Consider the following 25982-nt stretch of genomic DNA (forward strand, 5'->3'; position numbering starts at 1 on the left):
GAAACCGCCCTCCTTTTGACCCGCCGGTGGCACAGAACGGGTATGAGCCACGACGACTTTCCCACGGACCGCCCCGCGGTGGTCACCTGTGGGCTCCCCTACGCCAACGGCGACCTCCACGTCGGGCACCTCCGGACGTACGTCGCCGGCGACGCCCTCTCCCGAGGGCTGCGCCGCATCGGCCAGCAGACCGCCTTCGTCTCCGGGTCCGACATGCACGGGACGCCCGTCGCCGTCAACGCCGCCGAAGAGGGGGTCGAACCCCGCGAGTTCGCGCTCGACTACCACGAGACGTACGCCGAGACGTTCCCGCAGTTCAACGTCGAGTTCGACAACTACGGCCACACCGACGACGAGACCAACACCGAACTCACCCAGGAGTTCGTCCGCTCGTGGGTCGACCAGGACCACGTCCACGAGAAGGAGATTCAGGTCGCGTGGGACACCGAGGAGGACCAGCCTCTCCCCGACCGCTACGTCGAGGGGACCTGTCCCTACTGCGGCGAACAGGCCCGCGGCGACGAGTGCGACGAGGGGTGTCAGCGCCACCTCGAACCCGGCGAGATAGAAGACCCCGTCTCGACGCTGACGGGCAACCCCGCCGAGTACCGCACGCGCGAGCACAAGTTCCTCCGGCTGTCGGACTTCCAGGCGTACCTCCAAGAGTTCCTCTCCCGCATCGAGGGCACCGACAACGCGAAGAACCAGCCCCGCGAGTGGGTCGACGGCGAGCTCCAGGACCTCTGTATCACCCGGGATATGGACTGGGGCATCGACTATCCGGCCGACGAGGGTGAAACTGCCGGAGCGGAGGACCTGGTGCTGTACGTCTGGGTCGACGCCCCAATCGAGTACGTCGCCGCGACGAAGCAGTACTCCGAGCGCGTCGGCAGCGACGAGTACGACTGGGAGCGGGTCTGGAAGTTCGACGGCGAGACGCGCCACGGCACCGAGTGGAACGACGACTGGACCGACGAGGGCGGCGAAATCGTCCACGTCATCGGTCGGGACATCATCCAGCACCACGCCGTCTTCTGGCCCGCGATGTTGCGCGGGGCGGGCTACAACGAGCCCCGCTCGATTCTGGCGACCGGCTTCGTCGGCATCGACGGCAAGGCCCTCTCGACCTCCCGGAACCGGGCGGTGTGGGCCGACGAGTACTTAGACGCCGGCTTCCACCCCGACCTCTTCCGGTACTACATCGCCACGGGCGCCGGGCTCGAGACCGACGTGGACTTCTCCTGGGACCGCTTCGCCGAGCGGGTCAACGGCGAGCTCGTCGGCAACGTCGGCAACTTCGCCAACCGCGCGCTGCTCTTTGCCCACCGCAACTACGACGGCACGCCCGACGCCGAGGTCAGCGACGACGTCCGCGACCGCATCGAGGAGACGCTCGACGAGTTCGAAGCGGCGGTGCGGGCGTACGACGTTCGCAGGCTCGCGGGGCTCGCGACCGAGCTCTCCGACTACGGCAACGAGTACATCCAGCGCACCGAGCCGTGGCATCTCGTCGAGGAGTCGCCCGACGAGGCCGCCCAGGTCATCCGCGACTGCGTCCAGCTGGTCAAAGCCGTCTCCGTCGTCATGCAGCCCGTGTTGCCCGGCAAGGCCGAGCGGCTGTGGGGACAGCTCGGCGAGGCCGGCTCCGTCGCCGACGTCTCCCTCTCGACGGCGCTCGAAGCGCCGCCCGAGACCTTCGACGAGCCGGCCCAGCTGTTCGAGCAAGTCGAGGACGACCACATCGCGGAGCTGAACGCGGAACTGCAGGACCGCGTGGAAAGCGCGGCCACAGACGACGCTGACGGAGCGGACGAAGACGATGCCGACGCCGACGACGTCGACCTCGAACCGCTCGAAACCGACCGCATCGGCTTCGAGGACTTCGAGGGCGTGGACATGCGCGTGGGCGAAATCCTCACCGCAGAGCCCGTCGAGGACGCCGACAAGCTCCTCAAACTCGAAGTCGACATCGGCCACGAGGTCCGTCAGGTCGTCGCCGGCCTGGCCGAGCTACACGACGTCGACGACCTCCCCGGCACGCGGGTCATCCTGCTGGCCAACATGGAGCAGGCGACCATCTTCGGCATCGAGTCCAACGGGATGGTGCTCGCCGCCGGCGACGAGGCCGACCTGCTGACAACCCACGAGGACGCGCCGCTGGGGACTCGCGTGCAGTAACGGCCTCTGCCTTGACCTAACGCGCCCCTATAGAGCGCCCGAGCGTTCCCTTCGAGTCCGCTCTCAGACGGGCACGGAAGACCGCGACCATCGCCGTCCCTTTTTGTAGTTCCCCGTCTTAGCGACGCCCATGTCCGCCGACGGGAGCGACGAGAGAGACGAGTTCGTCGCGGAGTACGAGAACGCGACCGCGGCCGATGTCATCGAGGAGGCCGAGCCGGCGGCTACCGCCGACGGGGAGCGGCCCGGCGAGGGCGAGGAGGGGGCCGTCGCGGGCTCGTTGGCCCCCGACATCGAGGTGACGCCGCAGGCGCCCACCCCGGAGAACACCCTGTTCGTGGCCCTGGGCGTCTGTCTCACGATACTCGCGCTCGCGGACACGGTCGTGGGGCTGAGCCTAGTACTGGTTGCCACCGTCGTCGCCGCCGTCGGCCTCGGGGCCGCCGTCTGCTACGGCGTTCTCGTCCGGACCACCCCCGACACTTAATCAGTCAGCGGCCCTAGACGGCGGTATGTACGTTCCCGTGGGTCCGCTCGCTCTCGTGCCCGCCCAGCTCGAACCGCTGTTCGGTACGACGATATCGGCGATTCTCTTCCTAGCCGGTGCGGGGCTCATCGTCGCCGAGGCGTTCGCGCCGGGGGCACACTTCTTCGTGCTCGGGGCCGCCCTGCTGGTCGCCGGGCTGGTCGGCTTCTTCATCCCGCCCGGGCTCGGGATTCTCGCGCCGCTCGTCCTCGCGGCCGCCGTCCTCATCACGACGGCCGTCACGCTGTGGGGCTACCGGAAGATAGACTTCTCGGCGCCCGGCCGGGGCCAGTCGCTCTCGTCGAGTTCCCTCCAGGGGCAGTTCGGCACGGTCACCGAGCGGGTCACCAAGAGCGCTGGACAGGTCAAGCTGGAAGACGGCGGCTTCAACCCCTACTACGAGGCCCGCAGCGTCAGCGGCGACATCGAGGCGGGGACCGAGGTGCTCGTCGTCGACCCCGGCGGCGGCAACGTCCTCAAGGTCGAGGCGACGGCGACGGCCGACGACAACATCGACCGGGCCCTGGAGCAGGACCGCGAGGAGAGCCCGACCCCGGAGACCGAGACCGAGTCCGACACCGCGTGAGCCGGCCGATATTGAATATCGGTAGTTTGTGACACAGTCACCGAAGGCTTTTATTTCGGCGCTCCGGAGTTTCGTCTGTCATGACAGCCCCGCTAATACCGCTACAGGGTTTCCTCGCCGGCAGCGTCTTCGTGTTCGTCACGATGGTGTTGCTGGTGCTGGCCATCGCTGTAGCGTACTCCAGCGTCGTCATCATCCGCCCGTACCAGAAAGGTGCCTACACCGTCCTGGGGACCTACCGCGGCATCCTCGACCAGGGGATTCACTTCATCTACCCCTTCGTCTCGGATGTCACCCGCTTCGACATGCGGACCCAGACGCTGGACGTGCCCCGACAGGAAGCTATCACCCGCGACAACTCGCCCGTCACCGCCGACGCCGTCGTCTACATCAAGGTGATGGACCCCAAGAAGGCGTTCCTCGAAGTCGACAACTACGAGCGCGCCGTCTCCAACCTCGCCCAGACCACCCTCCGCGCCGTCCTGGGCGACATGGAGCTCGACGACACGCTCAACAAACGAGGGGAGATAAACTCCCGTATCCGACGAGAGCTGGACGAGCCCACCGACGAGTGGGGTGTCCGGGTCGAGAGCGTGGAGGTCCGCGAGGTCAACCCCTCGAAGGACGTCCAGCAGGCGATGGAGCAACAGACCTCCGCCGAGCGGAAACGCCGCGCCATGATTCTGGAAGCGCAGGGTGAACGCCGCTCCGCCATCGAGACCGCCGAAGGTGACAAGCAGTCCAACATCATCCGCGCCCAGGGTGAGAAGCAGAGCCAGATTCTGGAAGCGCAGGGTGACGCTATCTCGACCGTCCTCCGTGCCAAATCCGCCGAATCGATGGGCGAGCGCGCCATCATCGACAAGGGGATGGAGACGCTGGAAGGGATGGGTCAGTCCGAATCGACGACGTTTGTCCTGCCCCAGGAGCTCACCTCGCTGGTGGGCCGCTACGGCAAGCACCTCCAGGGGTCGGACGTCAAGGAGAACGGCCACGCCCTCGAAGCCCTCGATTTCACCGAGGAGACCCGGGAGATGCTCGGGCTCGACGACATCGAGGAGATACTCGGCCAGATAGACGAGGAGGCCGAGGTCGACGTCGAGGCCATGGAGGAGGAGGCCCAGAAGATAAAACACGGGAAAGACGCCGGTGTCGACAGCGCCGACGAGATGATAGAGCAGATGGACGCCGAGATAGACGGCGGCGTCGGCGGCGAGACGGACATCGCCGGCGGCCCGGACGACACCGGTGGCGACGGCGATACCGGCGGCGACGGTGACAGCGAAACTGGTACATAAACGGACCCGAAGCCGTTTTATAGCGTAACTCCCTGACAAGACGTATGACCGGCGACGAGGGGGTCGACGAGGACAAGCGAGCGACGTTACGCCGCTTTGCCGCCCTCGGCGCCGCCAGCCCCTTCGTCGGTCTGGCCAGCGGTGACAGCCAGAGCGACACCCCGGACGCCATCGCGGGCTACGTCTCGGCCCGCCCGGGGACGCACTTCTCGAAGCTTCGGGACGACCTCCAACTGGGCACCGGCGAGGCCCAGCACCACCTCCACCGGCTGGAGACGGAGGGCGCGGTCGCCTCCCGGAAGGACGGCGACTACCGCCGCTACTTCCCGGCCGACCAGTTCAGCGAGTTCGAGCAGGTGACGCTTGGCTACCTGCGACGGTCGACTCCCCGCGGGATGCTCGTCGCCCTCCTCCGGGACCCCTCGGTGACGGCCTCGGAGCTTGCGACCGGGCTCTCGGTGTCCCGGCCCACGATAAGTAAACACGCGAACGACCTGGAGGCGGCGGGGCTCCTCTCGCGGGACGACGGCTACGCCGTCGCCGAGCCCGAGACCGTCCTGACGCTGCTGATTCGGTACGCCGACTCCTTCGGCGACGGCGCCGCACAGCTCGCCGCCGACGCCGATTCCTTGCTGCGCTACGACCCCTGAACCGGCTGTTACGGCCGCGTCTTCAGGCCTCGACCATCCACGTCGTCGACGAGGAGTAGCCCCACTTCTCCACGTCGACGCTGTAGTCCCCGTCCGCGATGGTGGTCATGTTCGTCCCCACTTCCTTGGCCGAGAGGCCCAGCTCCTCCCCGATGAGCCGCGACTTGAAGTAGGTCTGCTCGTCGGCGTTTGCCTGCAGGTACTCGAGGATGCGTCGCTGTTTCTCCGAGAGCGGGGTGTCGGTCGCCTGTGCAGTTGCGCTCATGTACGCAGTAGTTCGAGCGAAACTCCCTTAGGGGGTTTGGTACGGTGGGTTAACCGGCCGTTGTCTTGCGGTTTGGTCACCCTACTGCCCGCGTATGCGGTGACAGCCAGGGCCGTCAGGCCCCGGTTGGTACAGCGGGGAAACGGCCGCGGGACCCCGTCCGGCAGTTCTTTAATCGTGGCCGGTAGTATGGGAAATAGAGGTCTATCACTATGGAAATCTCGGACGAACTGCTGTGTCTGTTCAGTGCTGACGTGACTGTCGAGGACGACCGGTATCTCGTCGAGGTGCCGCGGCGCGAGGTCGAGACGGGCGCCGTCGAGGCAGGCGGGACATACCGGGTCGCTCTTATCTCCGCGGATATCGACGACGAGGCAGACGAGAGCGCCGAGACCGAGACGCCGCCGGACCAGCCACAGCCGCCGGTCGAACCGGGCGAGACCCGCTACGTCGAGATAGAGGACATCGGCAAGCAGGGCGACGGCATCGCCCGCGTCGAGCGGGGGTACGTCATCATCGTCCCCGGGGCCGACATCGGCGAGCGCGTGAAAATCGAAGTGACGGAAGTGAAGTCCAACTTCGCCGTCGGCGAGATAATCGACGAGGACCTGTAGCGGGTCAGACGGTCCCGTCCCGACCGCCGGCCACAGCAGTGGCTGTCATCGCATTTCGCGACTCGCAATGGCTCTCGCCCGCTCACAGCTCGGTGCCGTCGGGCCGCTTCTGTCCCTCGGAGTCGTGGACGACGACGCCCTCGACGTCTGTCGGCTCGTAGTTCTCCCTGACGCCTATCGCCTCCTGTAGTTCTCTGACCGCCCGCTCTTTCAGCGCCGCGGCCAGGTCCTCGGCGTCGTCCCGGGAGACGTCCCGGCCTAATCCCTCACACTCGTGGGCGCGAACCATCCCCTCGCTGTCGACCGCCTCGCCCATCGGCTGGCTGGTCCCGCCAAGCGCGACGGAGAAGGGATACGTCTCACAGATGAGCGGCCGGTCCTCGTGGACGGTACAGGCCCCGGTGCCGTCGGTTTCCTCGTAGAACGTGCAGTCGCCGCAGGCGTCGGTCTGGAGCGCCCACTCGAAGGTCTCGCCCTGAGGGCCGTCGGGTGTCGCCTCTATCCCGTAAGGCATCGGCCGGGCCACGTCGCGGAAGTCGTAGTCGCCGGCTTCCTGGAGGCGGCGAATCTCGTCGGGGAAGACGGTGGCCGTGTGTGGCTCGGGGTCGCTCTCATCGGTCGACGACCCGTCCCCACACCCGTCCTCGCTCTTACAGCAGGCCCCACAGCGCGTACACTCGAAGCCGATGGCCTCGATGGCGTCCGCGAGCTCGCCCACGTCCAGCTCGCGGGCGCGGTCGAGTTCGGTTTCGAGCGAGTCCATACCCGTTCCAGAGCGCGGACGGACAAAAGGCGTGTGTCACGCCCGGCGGCCGCCGGGCTCCGCCCGCTCGCCGTCCCACTGGACCGCGCCCTCGACAGCGAGTTTCTCCAGGTGGGCGACGACCGTGGCCAGCGCGAGGTCCCGCACGCCGGTCAGGTCCTTCTCGTAGGCCCGGTCGAGAACCCCGTCCGCCGTCGCGGCGCCCGACTCGACGGCCGCCAGGACCCGCTCCTCGCGGCGGTAGCGATGGTCGAGCAGCCGTCGGCAAACGGCCCGGGGGGCGTCGATGGTCGGGCCGTGGCCGGGGTAGAGCCGCGTCGGGTCCCGTGCGTGGAGCCGGCGTAGCGACGAGCAGTAGGCCCGCATATCGCCCTCTGGGGCGCCCACGACGACGCTCCCCTCGGCGACGGCCACGTCGCCGCTGACGACGCCGTCGGCGGCGGCAAAGCCCACGTGTTCGGGCGCGTGACCCGGCAGGTCCACTACCTCGACACCGCCGTCGGCCGGGACCGTCGTCCCGTCGGCGAACGTCCGGTCCGGCGCGACGCCGGTGGCGGCTTCGAACGAATCAGTGCGACCGCGCCGGGCCCAGACTGTCGCGCCGGTCTCGCGGGCGTAGTCGGCGACGGCGCCGACGTGGTCCGGGTGGTGGTGGGTGACGGCGACGTGGGCGATATCGGCGGCCGCGACGGCGTCGTCGAGGGCGGCGGTCCGTCCCGCGGGGTCGACGAGCACGGCGTCGGGGCCGGCACTCAGATACGCGGCGGTCTCACCGGTCGGTGCGCGCGACTCGACGGGGACGTCTATCCGGCGCCAGTCCATCGACTGTCCGGTCGCGGGCGGCGCTCAAAATACCGGCGGGTTAGGCTGTGAGGAAGTAGACTTGCTTTCGCGCGTCGGTGAAGCTGTACCGGGAGTCGACGAGTTCGGACTCCTCCAGTCGGTTCAGCGCGTAGCGGACGGTGCGGTCGGGCAGCAGCGACGTCTCGGCGAGCTGGCCCTGCGAGAGCGGGGCCTCGTCCTCCAGTACCTTCGCGACGAGTTTCGCGCTCGGCGGCAGTTCGCGGAGCCGTTCCCGGAAGTCCTCCTGTGCGAACGGTGACGCCGACACGTCCTCGGTGGTCGTACTCATATTGGACGACAATCCACTACCGGTGGTAAAAGTTGGCTATATCCATGACCAAACAATACAGATACTATGGTGTGTTTAATATCTCCTTATACAACAGCCGGATTGCGAAGTTCTCTCCGCCGAGGGAGCGACGGGGCCGGGCCCGGTGGCGGAACGGCGATTCCAGTATCGTTTTATTCCCCCGGCGGGCACAATCGTGCGTGAAAGGGCAGGAGTGGTACCAGACCGACACCGTGGCCGAAGAGTACGAGGCCAAGCGGTTCTCCCGCGGCGGCCGGCTTATCGACCGCCGTGAGAAGGAGGCGGTGCTCGACGCCATCGGTCCGGTCGAGGACAAGAAAGTGCTGGAGGTCGCCTGCGGTACCGGTCGGTTCACCACCATGCTCGCCGAGCGGGACGCAGACATTGTCGGGCTCGACATCTCGGGACCGATGCTCCAGCAGGGCCGCGAGAAGGCCCAGGCGGCCGGCGTCGACGACCACGTCGAGTTCATGCGCGGCGACGCCGCCCGCCTCCCGTTCCCGGACAACCACTTCGACACCGTGCTGGCGATGCGGTTCTTCCACCTGGCGGACACGCCCGCCGCCTTCCTCGCGGAGATGCGGCGGGTCGCGAAAGACCAGGTCTTCTTCGACACCTTCAACCGCTTCTCGACGCGGTCGCTGTACAACTGGGCGCTCCCGATGGGGTCGCGCCTGTACTCCCGCTGGGAGATAGACCGACTGCTCGACGGCGCCGACCTCGAACTCGCCGAGGAGTCACACGACTGGGTGCTCCCCTACGGTTTCTACCGGAAGATTCCCAACGAGCTGGCCGCGTCCTTCCGCTCTATCGACACGGCCATCGGCGGGACGCCGCTGGGCGACAAGGTCGCGTCGGTCTCGTACTGGAACACGCGCGTCTCGCCCCAATAGCGGCTCGGGGCCTTCAGTCGTCTCCGTCGCTGATACCGCCGCTAACTGCTGTTCGAGCCCGCTGACCGTGTCGTCTATCCCGAGTGCCCTGCTGTCCCCTCCCACGGTGGTCCGTCGCCCGCGAGTTTTATGCGGCTCCGGGGTCGAATCGTGGACTATGGAGCTATCGGTAGTGGTCCCGACGCTGAACGGCCGGGAGGAGCTGGCCGGCTGTCTGGACGCACTCGCCGAGCAGGTGCCCGACGCCGAGGTCATCGTCGTCAACGGGCCCTCTGCCGATGGCACGACCGGGATGGTCCAGGACCGGTCGGACGTCGACGTGCTGGTCGAAATCGCGGACCGCTCGGTCACCGTCGCCCGCAACGCCGGGCTGGACCGGGCGACGGGCGACATCGTGGCGCTGGTGAGTCACACTCTCTCCGTCGAGGACGGGTGGCGCGAGGCCGTCCGGACGGGGACCGAATCGCACGCGGTCGTTACCGGCCCGACCCACGAGCGACTCACCGCGGGGATGACGACCGAGTCCAAGGAGTCACGGACCATCGCCGGGCGCGAGGTGACGTATTTCAACGCCGGCAACGTCGCCTTCCGGCGCGAGGCACTCGACGCGCTCGACGGGTTCGACGAGTACCTGGAGATAGGGAGTTCCCGCGACGTGGCCCACCGGCTGGCCGAGCGGGAGTACAGCGTCGGGTGGAACAGCGGGATGTGCGTGCGGCGGGAGTTCGAGGCCGACGGCGGCATCCGGGAACGGGACTGGCACTGGAAGTACCGGTCGCTGGCCTACCGGATGGTGAAAAACTACGGGGTTCGGCCGACGGTCGTTCGGCGGCTGGTGACCCACGCCGGCGGCGACGCCGTCGAGGCCCTGAAAGGCGTCGCCCGGGGGGACACCGCCCCGTCGCAGTGGTTCTCGACCGGGCGGGACGTCGTCGGCGGCACCGGAGCAGGGAGCAAGGACGGCTTCCTCGCGCGGTACCGCGGCGGCGAGAACCCCAACGGCCGGTCGGTCCGGGCCGACCGCGCCGTTACGGTGTACGACTGGCGGTAGCGACCCGCCTCAGAGCTGTCGGGGGGCGAGCGGCTCGACGACTCGCCCCGCGTTGTTCGAGAACACCTTCTTCATCGCGTCCTCGGGTACGTCCAGCGTGAGAATCTCCATCACCGCGACGTTCGGATGGGTGTGCGGGGCGCCGCTACCGAAGAGGACGCGGTCGGGATGCTCCCGGATAGCCCGCTCCAGCAGGTCCCGATAGCGGACGACGCTCGTGTCCAGATACAGCCGGTCGTGGTCGTCCAGCAGGTCTATCGCCTCGTCCATCAGGGAGACGCGGAGCGGGTGGCCCCCGAAGTGTGAGAGGACGACGGGGATGTCGTAGCCCAATAGCTCGTCGGCGACAGTCGAGGGGGGAACGTCGTCGCCGCCGTGGACCAGCACCGGCAGGTCGACGTCGGCCAGCTGCTCGAGCACCGGTTCGCTCGGCAGTCCGTCCTTGGCCGGGTGGAGCTTGAAGCCGTAGAAGCGGTCGTCGTACGCGTACTGCTCGATGTCCTCGGGGGTGGTGTGGTCGCCGTCGCCGCGGCCGGTCAGGTTCCGGAGCCGGGAGCCGGCCCCGCCGCCGGGCTCCCGGGCGCCGTCGATACGGGCGAACGCCACCAGCGGTCGGCCGACAGACATCCGGGCGACGGCGTTGTTGGCCTTCAGATACTCCCCTTCGCGGGCGTTCGGATAGACGACGGCCCGGACCACGCCGGCCTGGTGCATCTCCCGTTCGAGCTGTTCGGGGTCCCCCAGGCCGGGCCGGGGTCGGCGCTCCTCGTCCGGCTCCACGCGCGCGTGGACGTCGACCACTCGAAAGCCGTGCTCCAGCTCCAGCATCTATTTGACATGGGGTGAACCTGCTAATAAATCATCGGGACGTGCCAGCACGGATACCGGCCCGTCCGCGGCTGCGTCGGACTCTCCTCCGTCGGTCGGGGCGACCCCTCGACCGTTACATTTATATAGAACCGCTTGCGATGAATTAAGTGAGGCTACACAGCTATGTCATCTGGCCAGCGACGCATGGGCGGCCAGCCCCTCTTCATTCTTGACGAGGACGCCCAGCGCACACACGGGAAGGACGCACAGTCGTCGAACATCTCCGCCGGTAAGGCCGTCAGCGAGTCCGTACGGACCACGCTCGGCCCGCGGGGAATGGACAAGATGCTCGTCTCCGACAGCGGCGACGTCGTCATCACGAACGACGGCGCGACCATCCTCTCGGAGATGGACATCGAACACCCCGCCGCGCAGATGATCGTCGAGGTCGCCCAGACCCAGGAGGACGAGGTCGGCGACGGGACGACCACGGCGTCCGTGCTGGCCGGCGAACTGCTCGCGAAAGCCGAGGACCTGCTCGACGACGACGTCCACCCGACGACCATCGTCGAGGGGTACCACGAGGCCGCGGCCCTCGCACAGGAAGCAATCGAGGCCGAAGTGCTGGACGTCGAACTCGACGACGACACGCTCGTCGAGGTCGCCGAGTCCTCGATGACCGGCAAGGGCACCGGCGACGTCGACGCCGAGCGCCTGGCCGAAGTCATCGTCGAGGCCGTCCGCCACGCCAAGACCGACGACGGGGTCCTGCGGGAGAACATCGACGTCCACACCCAGACCGGCGCGGCCACCTCCGCGACCGAACTCGTCGAGGGCGTCATTATCGACGACACGCCCGTCCACGACAACATGCCCCGCTCGGTCGAGGACGCCGCCGTCGCCGTCCTCGACGCCGAGCTCGACGTCAAGGAGAGCAACGTCGACGCCCAGTACAACGTCACCAACGTCGACCAGCTCAACGCCGCGCTCGACGCCGAGGAGTCCGAGCTGTCGGGCTACGCCGAAGCGGTCGTCGAGTCGGGCGCCGACGTCGTCTTCGTCACCGACGACGTCGCCGACCGCGTCGCCTCCCAGCTGGCGAAAGCCGGCGTACTCGCCGTCGAGTCCGTCAGTTCCTCGACCGCGAAGGACATCGTCGAGACCACCGGCGCCAAGCGCGTCGGCTCCGTCGAGGACCTCGGCGAGGACGCCCTGGGTCTCGCCGAGACCATCGGCGTCGAGAAGCACGGTGACGACGAAGTGACGTTCATCCAGGGCGGCGCGGCCGCCCAGAAGGTCACCGTCTTCGCTCGCGGCTCGACCGAACACGTCGTCGACGAGATCGAGCGCGCGCTCAACGACGCGCTGGACGTGACCATCGCCGCCCTCGACGCCGGTGGTGTCGTCCCCGGCGCCGGTGCGACCGAAATCGCCGCCGCCGACCACATCCGCGACTCCGCGGCGTCCATCGAGGGCCGCAAACAGCTCGCCGTCGAGGCCTTCGCAGACGCCATCGACGTCCTCCCGCGCACGCTCGCGGAGAACACCGGCCTCGACGCCATCGACGCCCTGGTCGACCTGCGCTCGCGCCACGAGAGCGAGGGCATCGCCGGCGTCATCAGCGAGGGCCAGACGGGCGTCGTCGACGACCCCGTCGACTACGGCATCATCGACCCCGCCGCTGTCAAGCGCGAAGCCGTCGACTCGGCCACCGAGGCCGCGACGATGATCGTCCGCATCGACGACGTCATCTCGTCTAGTTAGACAACCGAGCGTCCCGTCGCGAGGTCCTGACTCGACGAGAGTTCGAGTCGAGCTACCGAGGTCGCCACGCGACCTCGAACGAGCCGCGGGCCGGAGCCCGAGCGGTCCGGCCCGTCGCCACCCCGAACTCACCCGCTTTTATCGGACAGCGCCACGTCTGGCTCAGTTTTCACGCACTGTCGCCCCTAGCGCCCCGCCACGCTGAAACCGCTGGCTCGCGAAGCGTACAGCCCAATGGGCGACTCCGATCTCGGACTCACCGAGAGCGTCGCCATCGCCCTCGGTGGCATGATCGGCGGCGGTATCTACGCCGTCCTCGGTGTCGTGGCGGGAATCACGAAGGGGGCGACGTGGGCCGCGTTCGTGCTGGCCGGCGTCGTCGCCCTGGGCGCTGGGTACTCCTACAACCGGCTGAACGCTGACAGCGAGAGCCGCGGCGGGTCGGTGACGTTCGTTCAGGGGTATCTCGGCAACACGACGCTGGCGGGGATGGTCGGCTGGACGCTGCTCGTGGGCTATATCGGCTCGATGGCGATGTACGCCTTCGCGTTCGCGGAGTTTTCAATCGCGCTGGGACTGCCGGCGTCGCTCCTCGGCCTGCCGACCCGGCCGCTCGTCTCCGTCGCGACGGTCGGCGCGTTCGTCGGCCTGAACCTGCTCGGGGCGCGCTCGACCGGACTGGTCGAGAGCGTCCTGGTCGCGGCGAAAGTCGCGATACTCGTCGGGTTCGGCGCCATGGGGCTGGTGTACGCGTTCAGCTACAGCCCCGAGCCGCTGTCGCTGGGCCTCGGTCGGCTGACGACGCCCGGCCCCATCGTCGCCGCGGCCCTCTCCTTCGTCGCCTTTCAGGGGTGGCAGCTCCTCTTCTACGACCAGGAGCGCATCGAGAACCCGGTCGAGACCATCCGGAAAGCGGTGTACATCTCGATTCCGGTCGCGGTCGGTATCTACGTGCTCGTCGGCGTGGTGACGGTAACCCTCGCTCCGGGGGCGCTGGCGTCGCACCCACACGTCGCGCTGAAAGACGCCGCGCGGACGATGTTGACCCCCTACGGGCTCGGAACCCTGGGAGCGGTCCTGCTGTCGGTGTCGGCGCTGTTCTCGACGGGCAGCGCCATCAACGCGACGCTGTTCTCGGCGGCGCACTTCGCGAAGGGGATGCTCACCGACGACCTCCTGCCCGACAAGATAGGCGACGCCGATGCCGAGGGGGCGCCCGACCGTACGATAGTCCTGGTCGGCGCCGTCACGGCCCTCTTCTCGGCGGTCGGCAGCCTCGGCGCCATCACCTCCTTCGCGTCGCTCGCATTCATCGTCGTCTTCGGTGCGATGAGCTATCTCGCCTTCCGCCGGCGGTCGGGGGCGGTCAGCGGCGCGCTGCCGGCGCTGGGGGTCGTCGGCGCCGCTACCTTCTTCCCGCTCATGCTGTGGAACCTCTACAACCGCGAGCCCAACACCTTCTTCACGGTGGTGGCGGTCGCCGCGGTCGTCGTCGCCGTCGAACTGGCGTACTTCGAGCGGGAGTTCCTCGAAGAGGCGGTCGAACGCGTCGAGCCCGACCGGGTTCCGTTCCCGGGTAGCTCGTAGTGACCGACAGACTCCCAGCGAGGCGGACCGAGCCGCCGGCTATGGGACGTGGCGAACCGCAAGAAGGGACAGACACGAGTGGGACTCGTGGTGCGGCGACAGCGTCGGGGTAGCCGACGACCGTGCCCACGGTACGTCGCCGCGAAACAGATGGCACCGACGTTCGGGGACCGTCGTCCGGTGTTTCGGGCCGTGCCGACTGGGGACGGCGGTGGCCGGACGTGCGACGACGGTCCCGCGGAGACAGTGTCACTCCCGTCGGTTCCCACCTCCCGTGGCGTCCGGTGTGACCGGCGTCCGGCGAGCAGGCTGACCTCGGGCCGTCTCGGACTCGGCGCACGACAGCGGGAACACCTGTTCGGCCGGCATACATTGTTTTAGGTGTACCTAAAATACAAAAGAGTATCGATTTTTGGCCAGCCTAAAGAACGGGCGAGCTGGCGGATTTTCCATTCACCACCGCGCCAGAAATATTATATACTCGCCTTCTGAACGCCCATCCGGAATGTCAACAGAAGCTACTGAAACCACGTCGGAGTTCGCCGGAGAGATGGCCGTGCTGATAATCGGGCTGTTGGTGTGTCTTCCGGTCGGCATCTACTACTACTTCGCCAACAAGGAGGAGCGGAAAATCTGTCCGGAGTGTCGCGAGACGGCCGACATGAGCGCCTCCACCTGTCCGAACTGCAACGCCGACCTCTGACGGGGATGGCCGACATCACCGGACGTATCGCCGGGGCGCTCGACGACATCGACCGGTTCGTCCTCGCCCACCATCCCAGCTGCGAGTACTACGCCCACCACACGTTCGAGCTGCGCGGCACCGAGCTGTGTATGGGCTGTTTCATCGTCTACCCGGTCGGGCTGGCGTCGCTGCTGGTTCTGTCGCTGCTTCATCTGGCTGTCCCGGCCATTGCGACGCTCGACGTGCTGGCGTTCTACGCCGTCGGCGTCGCCGCCATCGCCCCGATGGTGGGGTACAAACTGCTGTACCGGCGGGGGAGCCGGCTCCTGTACGAACTCATCTACCGGACGAGCGAGCACACGCTCCGGGTCGTCACCAAGGCCGTCCTCGCCGCGGGGCTGGCCTGTCTCGTGTACCCGGTCCTCTTCCGCCCGGCCGTCCGGCTCCCGGCGCTCGGTGTCTTTCTGGCCATGCTGGTCCCGTACGTCGCCTACAAGGGACTGACGGCGCTGGACGAGTGTGAGAACTGCCCGGAACAGCCCTCGTTCCCGAACTGCAGCGGGATGGACCTCAACGAGTAACCGGTCACCAGCGCAGTTCGACGCCGTCGCCCACCGTGACGCCGAAGGCGTCGTCACCCCGGCCCCGGTTGACGGCGAGTTCGACGTTGCCGTGGCTCCCGACGGTCGCGAGACGCTCGCCGGGGTCGAGTTCGGCGTAGGCCCGTCTGACGGGGACCGACTCGCCGTTGAGAGTCACGCTGTCCCCGAATCGGTCGGCCAACACGTCGCCCGGAACGTTGGTGATAGCGTTGCCGAAGCCGTCGACGACCAGCACCTCGCCGCGCGCGCCGTCGGCCCCGACCGCCGGCTCGGGAAAACGCAGGTCGACGTAGTCGTCGGTCGGCGTCGCACGCTCCAGCCCGTCGACGGCGTCGACGCCGGCCCCGTGGACGGTCGCCGCAGCCGGCGCGAACACGTCCCGGCCGTGGAACGTCGAGCTCTCGGGGTCGTCGTAGGCCCACGTGAACGCCTCGACGGGCGGCTCCGCGTCGGCCGCGCTCGCCAGCGCCCGGGCGGCCGGGAGGAGCACGCCGTTGTCCGGGCCGACGAGCGCGTGGTCGCCGACGCGGACGACGAGCGCCGCCCGCTCGGTGCCGACGCCGGGGTCGACGACGACGCAGTGGACCGCCGGCGGGAAGTACGGCAGCGTCTGTGTGAGCCAGAACGCCGCCGCCCGCACGTCCTGTCGGGGGAGGTCGTGGGCGATGTCCTCGATTCGGGCGTCCGTTCGCCGGCAGATGACGCCTCTCATCGCCGCCGGATACGGCGAGCCGAAGTCCGAGGCGAGCGTTATCATTCGCCGATGTCGGCCTCGTCGAGGGACTCGTTCTCGGCGGTGTACCGCTCCAGCGAGTCCGACGCGGAGATGTGCTGGAGCCGCTTGACCCCGTTTATCTCCTCGATAGTCTGGACGACGGGGTCCGGGACCCGGTCGCGCCACAACCGGTCCGCGATTATCCGCTCGCGTATCTCGCTGCCCTCCAGCCGGTCGCGGTCGAACATCGGCGACTGGCGCACCTCGATGCCGCTCTCCTCGAATAGGCGCACGACGAGGGGGTTGTTCGAGTACGCCACGTCGAACTCCGGACACATGCTCTCGACGTGGCTCACCCAGACGGCGTTGCGGTTGATGTCCTCCAGCGGGACCACGTAGGTCGGCAGGTCGAACTCCGAGACGGCCTTCGTTATCATCATGATGCGCTCGCCCGCGGTGAAGGGGTCGTGTGTCGTGTGTGAGTCGTCGGCGCTCCCGATGCCCAACACCAGCTCGTCGACCTCCTCGGCGATGCGCTCGACCATCGCGTGGTGGCCGTCGTGGTAGGGCTGGAACCGGCCGATGTAGAACCCGCGCATACAGGATGTGTGCTCGGTGGTCTGATAAACCCGCCGACGGCTCGCCGCCCCGTCGAGTCGTACCGACAATCACGCCGCTGTCCGGTGGTTTGGGTGGTATCGAAATCGTTACTGGGGGGAGAAAGTATATCAGTGGACAGGCCTTCCAAACCGATGTTAACAACGTTTGTATGAGCGACAACACCGACACTGACGCGGCTCCCGACGCCGACCGGGAGGCGACCGACCCCGAGGAGGAAGAGACGCCCGCCGCCGGCCAGCACGTGGCCGACGACGAGGCGTCCGACTCCGAGGGCGAGGCGCCGCCCCCGGGCGACGGAGCAACGTCGGACACGACGCTCGGCAGCGATGTCGAGATTGAGGGTGGGTCCGAGTTCGAGGACGCCGAAGAGCAACTGCTGGGCGGCCTGGACATCGACTCGACCGAGGAAATCGAGGTGCCCGACCGCCTCGTCGACCAGGTCATCGGACAGGACCACGCACGGGACGTAATCAAGAAAGCGGCCAAACAGCGCCGCCACGTGATGATGATCGGCTCGCCCGGGACGGGCAAGTCGATGCTCGCGAAGGCGATGAGCCAGCTGCTGCCCCGCGAGGAACTGCAGGACGTGCTGGTCTATCACAACCCCGACGACGGCAACGAGCCGAAAGTTCGCACCGTCCCCGGCGGGAAGGGCGAACAGATCGTCGAGGCCCACAAGGAGGAGGCCCGCAAGCGCAACCAGATGCGGACCTTCCTGATGTGGATCATCATCGCCATCGTCATCGGCTACTCGCTGATTATCGCCCAGCAGATTCTGCTGGGGATTCTCGCCGCCGGTGTCATCTATCTCGCCTTCCGCTACAGCTCCAGAGGCAGCGACTCGATGATTCCGAACCTGCTGGTCAACAACGCCAGCCAGAAGACCGCCCCCTTCGAGGACGCCACGGGCGCCCACGCGGGTGCACTGCTCGGTGACGTCCGCCACGACCCCTTCCAGTCCGGCGGGATGGAGACGCCCTCTCATGACCGCGTCGAGCCCGGCGCCATCCACAAGGCCAACAAGGGCGTGCTGTTCGTCGACGAGATCAACACGCTCGACATCCGCTCCCAGCAGAAGCTGATGACGGCCATCCAGGAGGGCGAGTTCGGCATCACGGGTCAGTCCGAGCGCTCCTCGGGCGCGATGGTCCAGACGGAGCCGGTCCCGACGGACTTCATCATGATCGCGGCGGGGAACCTCGACGCGATGGAGAACATGCACCCGGCCCTGCGTTCGCGTATCAAGGGGTACGGCTACGAGGTGTACATGGACGACACCATCGAGGACAGCGCCGAGATGCGCCGGAAGTACACCCGATTCGTCGCCCAGGAGGTCGAGAACGACGGCCGCCTGCCCCACTTCACCGAGGAGGCAGTCGAGGAGCTCATCCTCGAAGCCCGCCGCCGTGCGGGCCGGAAGGGCCACCTCACGCTGAAGTTCCGCGACCTCGGCGGCCTGGTTCGGGTCGCGGGCGACATCGCCCGCGCCGAGGACAAGGACCGCACCACCCGCGACGACGTGTTGCAGGCCAAGCGCCGCTCCCGGTCCATCGAGCAACAGCTCGCGGACAACTACATCGAACGCCGCAAGGACTACGAGCTCACCGTCAACGACGGCGACGTGGTCGGCCGCGTCAACGGGCTGGCCGTCATGGGCGAGGACAGCGGTATCGTCCTCCCGGTGATGGCCGAGGTCACGCCCTCCCAGGGCCCGGGCCAGGTCATCGCCACCGGCCAGCTCAAGGAGATGGCCGAAGAGGCCGTCCAGAACGTCTCGGCCATCATCAAGAAGTTCAGCGACGAGGACATCTCCGAGAAGGACGTCCACATCCAGTTCGTCCAGGCCGGCGAGGGCGGCGTCGACGGCGACTCCGCCTCGATTACGGTCGCGACGGCCGTCATCAGCGCCCTGGAGAACGTCCCCATTGAACAGCACATCGCCATGACCGGCTCGCTGTCGGTCCGCGGCGACGTGCTCCCGGTCGGCGGCGTCACCCACAAGATAGAGGCCGCCGCCAAAGCGGGGCTGGACACGGTCATCATCCCCGAGGCCAACACGCAGGACGTGATGATCGAAGAGGAGTACGAGGAACAGATTGAGATCGTCCCGGTCTCACACATCTCCGAAGTGCTCGAGGTCGCACTCGCCGGCGAGCCCGAGAAGGACTCGCTGGTCGACCGCCTCAAGTCCATCACGGGCAAGGCCCTCGAACACGAGGTCGGGCGACAGGGCAGCGGCAGTCCCAGCCCGCAATAGATGCCCCAGTGGGCCGCGTTCGTCGGCCTCCTGGGTTTCCTACTGACCGTTTTACTCGGCCTTTCGAAGCTCTCCCAGCGCTCGCTCTCCGGCGACCGCGCCGCCGTGACCGCCGGTACGGCCAGTCCCGAGCGGCTCCGGGCGGCGGGTCCGGCCGACGACACCTACCCGCGGTTCGAGACACAACGGACCGCCAGGCGGCGCCGACACGTCGAGGACCGCGCCGGTCACCGGCTCTCGGCGGGCACCCTGCTTGCCAACGTCGCGCTCACACAGGGGCTGTTCGGGCTGCTCCTCGTCGGCGGCGCCGTCCTCTTCGAGATACCGGCGGCCGCGTTCGGTGTCACGGCCGACGCGCTCTCGACGGGATTGCCGGCCGTCGGTATCGGCGTGGCAGCCGGGGTCGGATTCTGGGTCGGCAACGAGTTCGCGGCGGCGGTCGCCGACGGCTTCGGTATCGGGGTCGACGAGTCGCTGCGCGAACTGCTCGCGCCCGACTCGGCCGGCGGGTGGGTCGTCCTCCTCGCGGTCGTCCTGCCGGTGATCGCCGTCGTCGAGGAGCTGCTCTTCCGGGCCGCCGCCATCGGCGTCACGGTCGCCGGCCTGGGCGCCCCCGCCTGGGGGATGGTCGCCGTCTCCTCGGTGGCGTTCGCGCTGGGCCACGGTGCACAGGGCCGGGTGGGAATCGTCGTCACCGGCGTTCTCGGGGCGGCCCTCGGGGCGGTCTTCGTCCTCACGAACAGCCTGCTGGCCGTCGTCGTCGCTCACTACCTCGTCAACGCGCTGGAACTGACGGTCCACGAGGGGCTGGGCGTCGCCCGGCCCAGCGTCTAGAGCCCTTCGACCGACCGGAGCTTCTGCTCCACCTCGGGGGGCGCGCCGCTGGGGCCGTCACGCACGCGGTGGTCGGGAATCAACAGCGGGACGGGGTTCGCGGCCAGGGCCTCGCGGACCTGTTTCCGGTCCTCCTGTTCGTCCGAGCCCAGCCCCTGTGTCATCATCACGACCTGCTCGACCGACCCCTCTTCACCGTAGGGAATCTGGTCGACGGCTTCGAGCACGTTCCGCTGGTCGGTCGGGACCGTCAGCCCGACGGTCACGTCCTCGAAGTTGTCCTCGGCCCCGCCGAGATACGCCTCGATGCGGTCGAAAAGTGAGTGGTCGTCCGAGCTATCGGCGTCCGGCTGGGTCGGAAACGAGACGGAGATGATTCGGTCACCCGCTTCGCCGAACTGGACGAACCGGTCGAGATACGTCGACTCCCGGGCGTAGATACCGGCGTCTCCCGTTGGCGTCACCATGGCTGGGAATCGGCCCGGCGCGCCTTGAATATACGGACTGCTGTACGGTCTCCCCGCCCCGGAGCGGGCGCACCGAACTACCGCCGTCCGTCTCGCGGCTACGGTGCGTTCCCCTCGGACGGCGCCGTCCGGCGCGAGCGGCTGTATCGGACCCCGGCGACCGCTCCCGCGAGGGCGAACGCCGCTGTCAGCCCGAGGACCAGCGGCGTCCCGTGGCCCAGCAACACCAGCCCGACCCCGAACAGCCCGAGGACGGCGCTCTGGAGGACGTAGTACCACGCCGCCACGTCGGCGACGACCTCGCTGGCCCCGACCGCCGCGACGGCCGCCGCGGTACAGAGGAAGGCGACCACCGGAAGGGGCTGGCCGTCGGCCACCGCCCAGCCGGTCAGCCCGGCGAGTCCCAGCGTGCCGGCCAGCATCGCCGTCCGTGGCGATAGATAGGGGGCCATTGTCCCTCCCGTCTCGCTCCGCGCGCAAAAAGCCCCGCTCCGGCCCGACGGACGGCAACGCTTATGTACACTTCTGTACGTTAGTGTTCAGTAATGGGAACCAACGGACGGATGGCACCGGAAGTGCAGTCGATACTCGCGGCGGCCCGCGAGCGCGGGGGTGGCGGCGAGCGCGTCGCGGTCGAGGCGCGCTCCCTGCCCGCCGCCTTCGAGCGGGCGGAGGCCGACGGGCGCGTACCGGTCATCGCGGAGGTCAAGCCGACGAGCCCGACCGCCGACGGCGAGCGCACCGACGACCCGGTCGAACTCGCGGAGGCGATGGTCGACGGCGGCGCGGCGGCGCTGTCGGTGCTGACCGAACCCGACCACTTCGGCGGCTCCGCCGAGACGCTCGAAGCGGTCCGCGAGGCCGTCGACGTGCCCGTCCTCCGGAAGGACTTCGTGCTCCACGAGGCCCAACTCGACGTGGTAGAGGCCGACGTGATTCTCCTCATCGTCCGGTTTCTGGACGAGGACGGCACCGACGACCTGGCCGACCTGCTTTCGGCGGCCCGCGACCGGGGGTTTCAGGTGCTCGTCGAGGCCCACACCGCCGACGAGGTCGAGCGCGCGGTCGCGGCCGGGGCGGACATCGTCGGCGTCAACAACCGCGACCTGGCGAAACTCGAAGTCGACCTCGGGACCTTCCCCGACGCGGCGACGGCGGCACCGGAAGCCGTCACGCTCATTGCGGAAAGCGGCATAGGCTCACCGGACGATGTCCGCCGGATGCGCGCGGCCGGCGCCGACGCGCTGCTGGTCGGCTCGGCCATCATGGACCACGGCGGCGCTTCGGACGTGACCGAGAACACCCGGCGGCTGACCACAGCGACGGACACAGACACATGAGTACAGACGACGCACACGACCCCAAGTTCGGCGAGTACGGCGGACAGTACGTCCCCGAGGCGCTGATGCCGGCCATCGAGGAGCTGGCCGACGCCTACGAGCGGTACGTACTGGACAACGAGGACGGCTTCATGGACGAGTTCCGCTCCAGACTGGCGGACTTCGGCGGCCGGCCGACCCCGCTGCAGTATGCGGACCAGCTCTCGGAGCGGTACGACACCGACGTCTACCTGAAACGCGAGGACCTCCTGCACGGGGGCGCCCACAAGCTCAACAACGCGCTCGGGCAGGTCTTACTTGCCAAGTACATGGGCAAGGAGCGCATCATCGCCGAGACCGGCGCCGGCCAGCACGGCACCGCGACGGCGATGGCCGCCGCCCACCTGGACATGCCCTGCGAGATATACATGGGCGAGACCGACATCGCCCGCCAGCGGCCCAACGTCTTCCGGATGCGGATAAACGGCTCCGAGGTTGTCCCCGTCACCGTCGGCCGCGGCACGCTCAAGGAGGCCATCTCGGAGACGATGCGGGAGTGGGCCACCACCGTCGAGAACACCCACTACGTCATCGGCTCCGTCGTGGGGCCCCACCCGTTCCCGAAGATGGTCCGTGACTTCCAGGCCGTCATCTCGGAGGAGGCCCGCGAACAGGCCGTCGAGAAGACCGGCGGGCTCCCGACTGACGTGGTGGCCTGTGCCGGCGGCGGCTCGAACACCATGGGCGCTTTCGCCGAATTCATCCCCGACGAGGACGTGGCGCTGCACGCCGTCGAGGCCGGGGGCTCCTCGCTGCAGGTCGACGAGGAGGAGGGCGTCGCCCCCAACTCCGCCACCCTCTCGACCGGCGACGAGGGCGTCTTGCACGGCGCGCGCACCAAACTGCTGCAGGACTCCGACGGCCAGATAATGGAGTCTCACTCGGTCTCCGCGGGGCTGGACTACGCCGGCGTCGGGCCGGAGCTGGCCCATCTGGTCGACGAGGGCCGGGTTCGGCCGGTCAACGTCGACGACGACCTCGCGCTGGAGGCGTTCCACCGCCTCTCCCAGGACGAGGGTATCATCCCGGCGCTGGAGACGGCCCACGCGTTCGGCTATCTGGAGAAGTACCACGACGACCTCGGCGACACCGTCGTCGTCAACGTCTCCGGTCGCGGCGACAAGGACTTAGAGACCGTCATCGAGGAGACGAGCAAGCGCGACCTCGATATCGCACCGGACATGTCCGTCCTCCAGCGGATGGGCGGGGGTGGGCTCTGATGGGGCTCGAAGCGGCCTTCGCGGACGAGCCCGCCTTCGTTCCGTATCTCGCCGCGGGCGACCCGAACTACGAGGACTCTATCGCGTACGTGGAAGCGCTCGCGGCGGGCGGGGCCGACGCCATCGAGCTCGGCCTGCCCTTCTCCGAGCCCATCGCCGAGGGGACGACCATCCAGAACGCCATCGTCCGCTCGCTGGAGGCCGGCATGACCCCCGAGCGGTTCTTCGAGTTCGTCGAAGACCTCGACGTGGACGTGCCGCTGGTCTGTATGACGTACTACAATCTCATCTACCAGTACGGCGACGAGGAAGGGCCGCGGCCCTTCGTCGAGAAAGCGGCCGAGGTAGGCCTCGGGGGCTTCGTCGTCCCCGACCTGCCGGCCGAGGAAGCCGGCCCGCTCCGGGACGCCTGCGACGAGTTCGGTCTCGACCTGGTCTTCATCGTCGCGCCCACCACGACGCCGGAGCGGCTCGAACGGATGCGCGAACAGGTGTCGGGCTACGTCTACGTCCAGGCCCGCCTGGGCGTCACTGGCGCCCGTGACGACGTGGACGACGCCACCGAGGAGTCGCTGGCCCGCATCGCCGACTGGGACGTGCCCAAGGCCGTCGGCTTCGGCATCAAGACCGGCGACCACGCCGAACGCATCGTCGCCGCGGGCGCTGACGGGGTCATCGTCGGCTCCGCCCTGGTCGACATCGTCGCCGAGGGAACGGAGAACGGCGACCCGACCGACGAAGTGGCCGACCGACTCGAAGCGCTGGCCCGAGAGCTCAAGGAAGGGGCCCTCCGGGGCGCACAGGAACGGCCGCAACCGGAACGCACATAATCGTTCTTGCCACAGATTCCCATAACATGAACGCAGGGACACGCGCTCGACTCGACCGCATCGGGACAGACAGCCGATACGTCGTCGTTCCGATGGACCACGGACTCACGCTCGGGGCCACACAGGGGCTGAAAGACCTCGAATCGACCGTCGACGCCATCACGCGCGGGGGCGCCGACGCGGTACTCACCCAGCGCGGCGTCGCCGACCGCGTCCATCCGAACCTGAACGGCGCGGGCTACATCGCCCACCTCAACGGCTCGACGACCATCGGCCCCGACGAGAACGACAAGCGCATGACCGGCTCCGTCGAGGACGCCATCCGCGCCGGCGCCGACGCCGTCTCTATGCATATCAACGTCGGGAGCGTCCACGAACGCGAGCAGATAGAGCAACTCGCCGAGCTGACCAGCGACGCCGAGCGCTACGGTCTGCCGGTGCTGGCGATGGCCTACGCCCGCGGCCCTGACATCGACTCCGCGGCCGACGACTACAACCAGGCCGTGGGCCACGCGGTCAGGCTCGCCGAGGAACTGGGCGCCGACGTGGTGAAGACGGGGTACACCGGCGACGCCGAGAGCTTCCAGCACGTCGTCGAGTCCACCTCGCTGCCGGTGCTCATCGCCGGCGGCTCGAAGGGCACCGACGAGGAGACCCTCTCGATGGTCCGCGGGGCGATGGACGCCGGGGCCTCCGGTATCTCGATGGGCCGGTCCATCTTCCAGCACGACGAGCCCGGGAAGATCGCGCGAGCGGTGGCGAGCGTCGTCCACGACGACAGCGAGGCCGAGGCCGCGCTGCGCGAGGCCGGGCTGGCCGTCGAGGCATAGAACGACTCGGGAGACCGCCGTCGCGTCGCTTGCTTTTCGCGTTCTCGTGGCCCGTCGACGCTCATAACTCGGGACTGCCAGTCGTACACTGCGGCTGGGATAGGTTGACGGCCGGACATCGTCGGGACATCGACCGGCCACCACGCCGGTGTCCGGTACCGGAAAGAGCGCCGTCGGCCGCTACTGGGGTTCCGCCACGTTCAAGCCCCACCGTCGCAATCGTGGGCGTATGACACGAACCGTCTGGCTCAAGGCCGACAGCGACGTCGGCGACTGGGAGACACGCAGGCGACGCATCACCGCCGGTCTGGAGGCCGGCGTCGACTGGGTCCTGGTCGACGAAGCGGACGTCGAGAAGGTCCGGGAACTCGGCGAGGTCAACATCGCGGCCTTCTCGAACGGCGACGTCCACGTCATGGAGGCCGAGGACGACGGCTCGGAGGCCGACGCCACCATCGTCGGCAAGGACGGCGAGGGCGACGGCACCGTCGACCTCCCGAGCGACCTCTCGGGGTCGGCGGACCTCTCGGCGCTCCGGCGCGACGGGGCGGCGCCCGACGGCGGCTACGTCCGCATCTTCGACGAGGACTACGAGGCCTTCGCCGAGGCTGTCGCCGACGAAGCGGACTACACCATCGTCATCGGCGACGACTGGCAGATAATCCCCCTGGAGAACCTCATCGCCCGGGTCGGCGAGGAGACCGAACTCATCACGGGCGTCCAGACCGCCGAGGACGCCCGCACCGCCTACGAGACCCTGGAGCTCGGGGCCGACGGCGTCCTGCTCGACACCGACGACGTCGACGAGATTCGCAAGACGGTCGAGGTCCGGGACGAGGCAGGCCGCGAGCAGGTCGAACTGGAGTACGCCACCGTCACGGCGGTCGAGCAGACCGGGTCGGCCGACCGGGTCTGTATCGACACGGGCAACCTGATGGAGCACGACGAGGGGATGCTCGTCGGCTCGATGGCCCGCGGGCTCTTCTTCGTCCACGCCGAGACGGCCGAATCGCCCTACGTCGCCTCGCGCCCGTTCCGGGTCAACGCCGGGGCGGTCCACGCCTACGTCCGCACGCCCGACGGCGGGACGAAGTACCTCTCGGAGCTACAGTCCGGCGACGAGGTCCAGATAGTCGACGAGACGGGCCACACCCGCGAGGCCATCGTCGGCCGCGCGAAGATAGAGAAGCGCCCGATGTTCAGGGTCCAGGCCGAGACCGACGAGGGCGACCGCATCGAGACGCTGCTGCAGAACGCCGAGACTATCAAAGTCCACACCCGGGACGGCCGCAAAGCGGTCACCGACCTGGAGGCCGGCGACGAGATTCTGGTCCACTACGAGGACACGGCGACGCACTTCGGCGAGCAGATAGAGGAGAGCATCATCGAGAAGTAACCGGCCGG

At 68.2% G+C, this 25982-nt stretch carries 28 protein-coding genes; 19 read left to right on the forward strand and 9 right to left on the reverse strand.

The features are described 5' to 3' along the window. Positions 1-42: 42 nt before the first annotated feature. The 5 genes from metG to NJQ98_RS03175 all read left to right on the forward strand — a co-directional run bounded on the left by metG (position 43) and on the right by NJQ98_RS03175 (position 5238). The gene (gene metG, locus NJQ98_RS03155) at positions 43-2178 is read left to right on the forward strand and encodes a methionine--tRNA ligase (protein WP_262175574.1); all 2136 of its coding nucleotides are present in this window, start codon (positions 43-45) and stop codon (positions 2176-2178) included. A 130-nt stretch (positions 2179-2308) separates the two neighbouring features. Next, positions 2309-2665, forward strand: a complete 357-nt coding sequence (locus NJQ98_RS03160; protein ID WP_262175576.1) for a DUF7312 domain-containing protein — start codon at positions 2309-2311, stop codon at positions 2663-2665. Positions 2666-2690: 25 nt separating this feature from the next. Next, on the forward strand, positions 2691-3290 hold the full coding sequence (locus NJQ98_RS03165) for an NfeD family protein (protein ID WP_262175578.1): 600 nt from the start codon (positions 2691-2693) through the stop codon (positions 3288-3290). A gap of 80 nt (positions 3291-3370) precedes the next feature. Beyond that, entirely contained in the window at positions 3371-4588 is a 1218-nt protein-coding gene (locus tag NJQ98_RS03170) for an SPFH domain-containing protein (protein ID WP_262175579.1), read from the forward strand. Between the two features lie 44 nt (positions 4589-4632). After that, positions 4633-5238, forward strand: a complete 606-nt coding sequence (locus NJQ98_RS03175) for a winged helix-turn-helix transcriptional regulator (protein ID WP_262175580.1) — start codon at positions 4633-4635, stop codon at positions 5236-5238. A gap of 22 nt (positions 5239-5260) precedes the next feature. On the opposite strand, the gene NJQ98_RS03180 is transcribed toward NJQ98_RS03175, so the two are convergent. Beyond that, a complete protein-coding gene (locus NJQ98_RS03180; RefSeq protein WP_262175583.1) occupies positions 5261-5503 on the reverse strand; it encodes a DUF7123 family protein in 243 nt (80 codons plus the stop codon). 212 nt (positions 5504-5715) lie between these two features. Here NJQ98_RS03180 and NJQ98_RS03185 point away from each other — a divergent pair, with 212 nt between their 5' ends. Continuing rightward, entirely contained in the window at positions 5716-6117 is a 402-nt protein-coding gene (locus NJQ98_RS03185) for a TRAM domain-containing protein (protein WP_262175585.1), read from the forward strand. An 82-nt stretch (positions 6118-6199) separates the two neighbouring features. Here the strand turns inward: NJQ98_RS03185 and NJQ98_RS03190 are convergent, their stop codons facing one another. Genes NJQ98_RS03190 through NJQ98_RS03200 form a run of 3 tightly spaced genes read right to left on the reverse strand, consistent with a single transcriptional unit; the run spans position 6200 to position 8012 of the window. After that, the gene (locus NJQ98_RS03190) at positions 6200-6880 is read right to left on the reverse strand and encodes a YkgJ family cysteine cluster protein (RefSeq protein WP_262175586.1); all 681 of its coding nucleotides are present in this window, start codon (positions 6878-6880) and stop codon (positions 6200-6202) included. A 36-nt stretch (positions 6881-6916) separates the two neighbouring features. Next, entirely contained in the window at positions 6917-7702 is a 786-nt protein-coding gene (locus NJQ98_RS03195) for an MBL fold metallo-hydrolase (protein WP_262175588.1), read from the reverse strand. Between the two features lie 40 nt (positions 7703-7742). Continuing rightward, a complete protein-coding gene (locus tag NJQ98_RS03200; protein ID WP_262175590.1) occupies positions 7743-8012 on the reverse strand; it encodes a MarR family transcriptional regulator in 270 nt (89 codons plus the stop codon). A 200-nt stretch (positions 8013-8212) separates the two neighbouring features. On the opposite strand from NJQ98_RS03200, the gene NJQ98_RS03205 reads away from it, so the two are divergent. Both NJQ98_RS03205 and NJQ98_RS03210 read left to right on the forward strand, forming a co-directional pair. After that, complete coding sequence (locus tag NJQ98_RS03205; RefSeq protein WP_262175591.1) at positions 8213-8926, forward strand: class I SAM-dependent methyltransferase; 714 nt, start codon at positions 8213-8215, stop codon at positions 8924-8926. A gap of 157 nt (positions 8927-9083) precedes the next feature. Further along, on the forward strand, positions 9084-9977 hold the full coding sequence (locus tag NJQ98_RS03210) for a glycosyltransferase family 2 protein (protein ID WP_262175594.1): 894 nt from the start codon (positions 9084-9086) through the stop codon (positions 9975-9977). A 9-nt stretch (positions 9978-9986) separates the two neighbouring features. On the opposite strand, the gene NJQ98_RS03215 is transcribed toward NJQ98_RS03210, so the two are convergent. Then, positions 9987-10805, reverse strand: a complete 819-nt coding sequence (locus NJQ98_RS03215) for an amidohydrolase family protein (RefSeq protein WP_262175596.1) — start codon at positions 10803-10805, stop codon at positions 9987-9989. Between the two features lie 186 nt (positions 10806-10991). Here NJQ98_RS03215 and thsA point away from each other — a divergent pair, with 186 nt between their 5' ends. The 4 genes from thsA (at position 10992) to NJQ98_RS03235 (ending at position 15404) form a co-directional block, all read left to right on the forward strand. Next, the gene (gene thsA / locus NJQ98_RS03220; protein ID WP_262178722.1) at positions 10992-12551 is read left to right on the forward strand and encodes a thermosome subunit alpha; all 1560 of its coding nucleotides are present in this window, start codon (positions 10992-10994) and stop codon (positions 12549-12551) included. A 234-nt stretch (positions 12552-12785) separates the two neighbouring features. Beyond that, complete coding sequence (locus NJQ98_RS03225) at positions 12786-14138, forward strand: APC family permease (RefSeq protein ID WP_262175598.1); 1353 nt, start codon at positions 12786-12788, stop codon at positions 14136-14138. Positions 14139-14643: 505 nt separating this feature from the next. Then, on the forward strand, positions 14644-14841 hold the full coding sequence (locus NJQ98_RS03230) for a hypothetical protein (protein ID WP_262175599.1): 198 nt from the start codon (positions 14644-14646) through the stop codon (positions 14839-14841). Positions 14842-14846: 5 nt separating this feature from the next. After that, the gene (locus tag NJQ98_RS03235; RefSeq protein WP_262175600.1) at positions 14847-15404 is read left to right on the forward strand and encodes a hypothetical protein; all 558 of its coding nucleotides are present in this window, start codon (positions 14847-14849) and stop codon (positions 15402-15404) included. 4 nt (positions 15405-15408) lie between these two features. Here NJQ98_RS03235 and NJQ98_RS03240 read toward each other — a convergent pair whose 3' ends face one another. Further along, positions 15409-16182 (reverse strand): SAM hydrolase/SAM-dependent halogenase family protein, encoded by a 774-nt coding sequence (locus tag NJQ98_RS03240; protein WP_262175601.1) that lies wholly within the window; start codon positions 16180-16182, stop codon positions 15409-15411. After that, positions 16179-16739: a nicotinamide-nucleotide adenylyltransferase gene (locus NJQ98_RS03245; protein WP_262175602.1), complete on the reverse strand. Its 561-nt coding sequence runs from the start codon at positions 16737-16739 to the stop codon at positions 16179-16181. The genes NJQ98_RS03240 and NJQ98_RS03245 overlap by 4 nt, the downstream gene beginning before the upstream one ends. A gap of 170 nt (positions 16740-16909) precedes the next feature. On the opposite strand from NJQ98_RS03245, the gene lonB reads away from it, so the two are divergent. Together lonB and NJQ98_RS03255 are read left to right on the forward strand one after the other, a co-directional pair. Beyond that, complete coding sequence (gene lonB, locus NJQ98_RS03250) at positions 16910-19018, forward strand: ATP-dependent protease LonB (RefSeq protein WP_262175603.1); 2109 nt, start codon at positions 16910-16912, stop codon at positions 19016-19018. Next, positions 19019-19852, forward strand: a complete 834-nt coding sequence (locus NJQ98_RS03255) for a CPBP family intramembrane glutamic endopeptidase (RefSeq protein WP_262175605.1) — start codon at positions 19019-19021, stop codon at positions 19850-19852. On the opposite strand, the gene NJQ98_RS03260 is transcribed toward NJQ98_RS03255, so the two are convergent. Further along, entirely contained in the window at positions 19849-20319 is a 471-nt protein-coding gene (locus NJQ98_RS03260) for an MGMT family protein (RefSeq protein WP_262175607.1), read from the reverse strand. The genes NJQ98_RS03255 and NJQ98_RS03260 overlap by 4 nt on opposite strands. Before the next feature lie 98 nt (positions 20320-20417). After that, positions 20418-20771 (reverse strand): hypothetical protein, encoded by a 354-nt coding sequence (locus tag NJQ98_RS03265; RefSeq protein WP_262175608.1) that lies wholly within the window; start codon positions 20769-20771, stop codon positions 20418-20420. Positions 20772-20864: 93 nt separating this feature from the next. Here NJQ98_RS03265 and trpC point away from each other — a divergent pair, with 93 nt between their 5' ends. From trpC to NJQ98_RS03290, 5 genes are all read left to right on the forward strand, one after another. Continuing rightward, entirely contained in the window at positions 20865-21659 is a 795-nt protein-coding gene (gene trpC / locus NJQ98_RS03270; RefSeq protein ID WP_262175609.1) for an indole-3-glycerol phosphate synthase, read from the forward strand. Further along, complete coding sequence (gene trpB, locus NJQ98_RS03275) at positions 21656-22918, forward strand: tryptophan synthase subunit beta (protein ID WP_262175610.1); 1263 nt, start codon at positions 21656-21658, stop codon at positions 22916-22918. The genes trpC and trpB overlap by 4 nt, the downstream gene beginning before the upstream one ends. Beyond that, positions 22918-23748 (forward strand): tryptophan synthase subunit alpha, encoded by an 831-nt coding sequence (trpA, locus tag NJQ98_RS03280; RefSeq protein ID WP_262175611.1) that lies wholly within the window; start codon positions 22918-22920, stop codon positions 23746-23748. The genes trpB and trpA overlap by 1 nt, the downstream gene beginning before the upstream one ends. A gap of 26 nt (positions 23749-23774) precedes the next feature. Beyond that, the gene (locus NJQ98_RS03285; RefSeq protein ID WP_262175621.1) at positions 23775-24578 is read left to right on the forward strand and encodes a 2-amino-3,7-dideoxy-D-threo-hept-6-ulosonate synthase; all 804 of its coding nucleotides are present in this window, start codon (positions 23775-23777) and stop codon (positions 24576-24578) included. 229 nt (positions 24579-24807) lie between these two features. Further along, a complete protein-coding gene (locus NJQ98_RS03290; RefSeq protein WP_262175623.1) occupies positions 24808-25974 on the forward strand; it encodes a 3-dehydroquinate synthase II in 1167 nt (388 codons plus the stop codon). The last annotated feature ends 8 nt before the right edge of the window (positions 25975-25982 follow it).

The organism is Haloarcula laminariae, from assembly GCF_025457605.1.
Lineage (GTDB): Archaea > Halobacteriota > Halobacteria > Halobacteriales > Haloarculaceae > Haloarcula > Haloarcula laminariae.

Excerpts from the sequence above, each read along its gene's own strand:
- NJQ98_RS03165 (WP_262175578.1), top strand. The coding sequence starts at position 2,691 with ATGTACGTTCCCGTGGGTCCGCTCGCTCTCGTGCCCGCCCAGCTCGAA.
- NJQ98_RS03225 (WP_262175598.1), top strand. The coding sequence starts at position 12,786 with ATGGGCGACTCCGATCTCGGACTCACCGAGAGCGTCGCCATCGCCCTC.
- NJQ98_RS03175 (WP_262175580.1), top strand. The coding sequence starts at position 4,633 with ATGACCGGCGACGAGGGGGTCGACGAGGACAAGCGAGCGACGTTACGC.
- NJQ98_RS03285 (WP_262175621.1), top strand. The coding sequence starts at position 23,775 with ATGAACGCAGGGACACGCGCTCGACTCGACCGCATCGGGACAGACAGC.
- NJQ98_RS03230 (WP_262175599.1), top strand. The coding sequence starts at position 14,644 with ATGTCAACAGAAGCTACTGAAACCACGTCGGAGTTCGCCGGAGAGATG.
- NJQ98_RS03290 (WP_262175623.1), top strand. The coding sequence starts at position 24,808 with ATGACACGAACCGTCTGGCTCAAGGCCGACAGCGACGTCGGCGACTGG.
- lonB (WP_262175603.1), top strand. The coding sequence starts at position 16,910 with ATGAGCGACAACACCGACACTGACGCGGCTCCCGACGCCGACCGGGAG.
- NJQ98_RS03185 (WP_262175585.1), top strand. The coding sequence starts at position 5,716 with ATGGAAATCTCGGACGAACTGCTGTGTCTGTTCAGTGCTGACGTGACT.
- NJQ98_RS03265 (WP_262175608.1), bottom strand. The coding sequence starts at position 20,771 with ATGGCCCCCTATCTATCGCCACGGACGGCGATGCTGGCCGGCACGCTG.
- NJQ98_RS03170 (WP_262175579.1), top strand. The coding sequence starts at position 3,371 with ATGACAGCCCCGCTAATACCGCTACAGGGTTTCCTCGCCGGCAGCGTC.
- NJQ98_RS03210 (WP_262175594.1), top strand. The coding sequence starts at position 9,084 with ATGGAGCTATCGGTAGTGGTCCCGACGCTGAACGGCCGGGAGGAGCTG.
- NJQ98_RS03200 (WP_262175590.1), bottom strand. The coding sequence starts at position 8,012 with ATGAGTACGACCACCGAGGACGTGTCGGCGTCACCGTTCGCACAGGAG.
- NJQ98_RS03195 (WP_262175588.1), bottom strand. The coding sequence starts at position 7,702 with ATGGACTGGCGCCGGATAGACGTCCCCGTCGAGTCGCGCGCACCGACC.
- NJQ98_RS03190 (WP_262175586.1), bottom strand. The coding sequence starts at position 6,880 with ATGGACTCGCTCGAAACCGAACTCGACCGCGCCCGCGAGCTGGACGTG.
- NJQ98_RS03215 (WP_262175596.1), bottom strand. The coding sequence starts at position 10,805 with ATGCTGGAGCTGGAGCACGGCTTTCGAGTGGTCGACGTCCACGCGCGC.
- trpB (WP_262175610.1), top strand. The coding sequence starts at position 21,656 with ATGAGTACAGACGACGCACACGACCCCAAGTTCGGCGAGTACGGCGGA.
- NJQ98_RS03235 (WP_262175600.1), top strand. The coding sequence starts at position 14,847 with ATGGCCGACATCACCGGACGTATCGCCGGGGCGCTCGACGACATCGAC.
- NJQ98_RS03160 (WP_262175576.1), top strand. The coding sequence starts at position 2,309 with ATGTCCGCCGACGGGAGCGACGAGAGAGACGAGTTCGTCGCGGAGTAC.
- trpC (WP_262175609.1), top strand. The coding sequence starts at position 20,865 with ATGGGAACCAACGGACGGATGGCACCGGAAGTGCAGTCGATACTCGCG.
- NJQ98_RS03260 (WP_262175607.1), bottom strand. The coding sequence starts at position 20,319 with ATGGTGACGCCAACGGGAGACGCCGGTATCTACGCCCGGGAGTCGACG.
- metG (WP_262175574.1), top strand. The coding sequence starts at position 43 with ATGAGCCACGACGACTTTCCCACGGACCGCCCCGCGGTGGTCACCTGT.
- thsA (WP_262178722.1), top strand. The coding sequence starts at position 10,992 with ATGGGCGGCCAGCCCCTCTTCATTCTTGACGAGGACGCCCAGCGCACA.
- NJQ98_RS03240 (WP_262175601.1), bottom strand. The coding sequence starts at position 16,182 with ATGATAACGCTCGCCTCGGACTTCGGCTCGCCGTATCCGGCGGCGATG.
- NJQ98_RS03180 (WP_262175583.1), bottom strand. The coding sequence starts at position 5,503 with ATGAGCGCAACTGCACAGGCGACCGACACCCCGCTCTCGGAGAAACAG.
- NJQ98_RS03255 (WP_262175605.1), top strand. The coding sequence starts at position 19,019 with ATGCCCCAGTGGGCCGCGTTCGTCGGCCTCCTGGGTTTCCTACTGACC.
- trpA (WP_262175611.1), top strand. The coding sequence starts at position 22,918 with ATGGGGCTCGAAGCGGCCTTCGCGGACGAGCCCGCCTTCGTTCCGTAT.
- NJQ98_RS03245 (WP_262175602.1), bottom strand. The coding sequence starts at position 16,739 with ATGCGCGGGTTCTACATCGGCCGGTTCCAGCCCTACCACGACGGCCAC.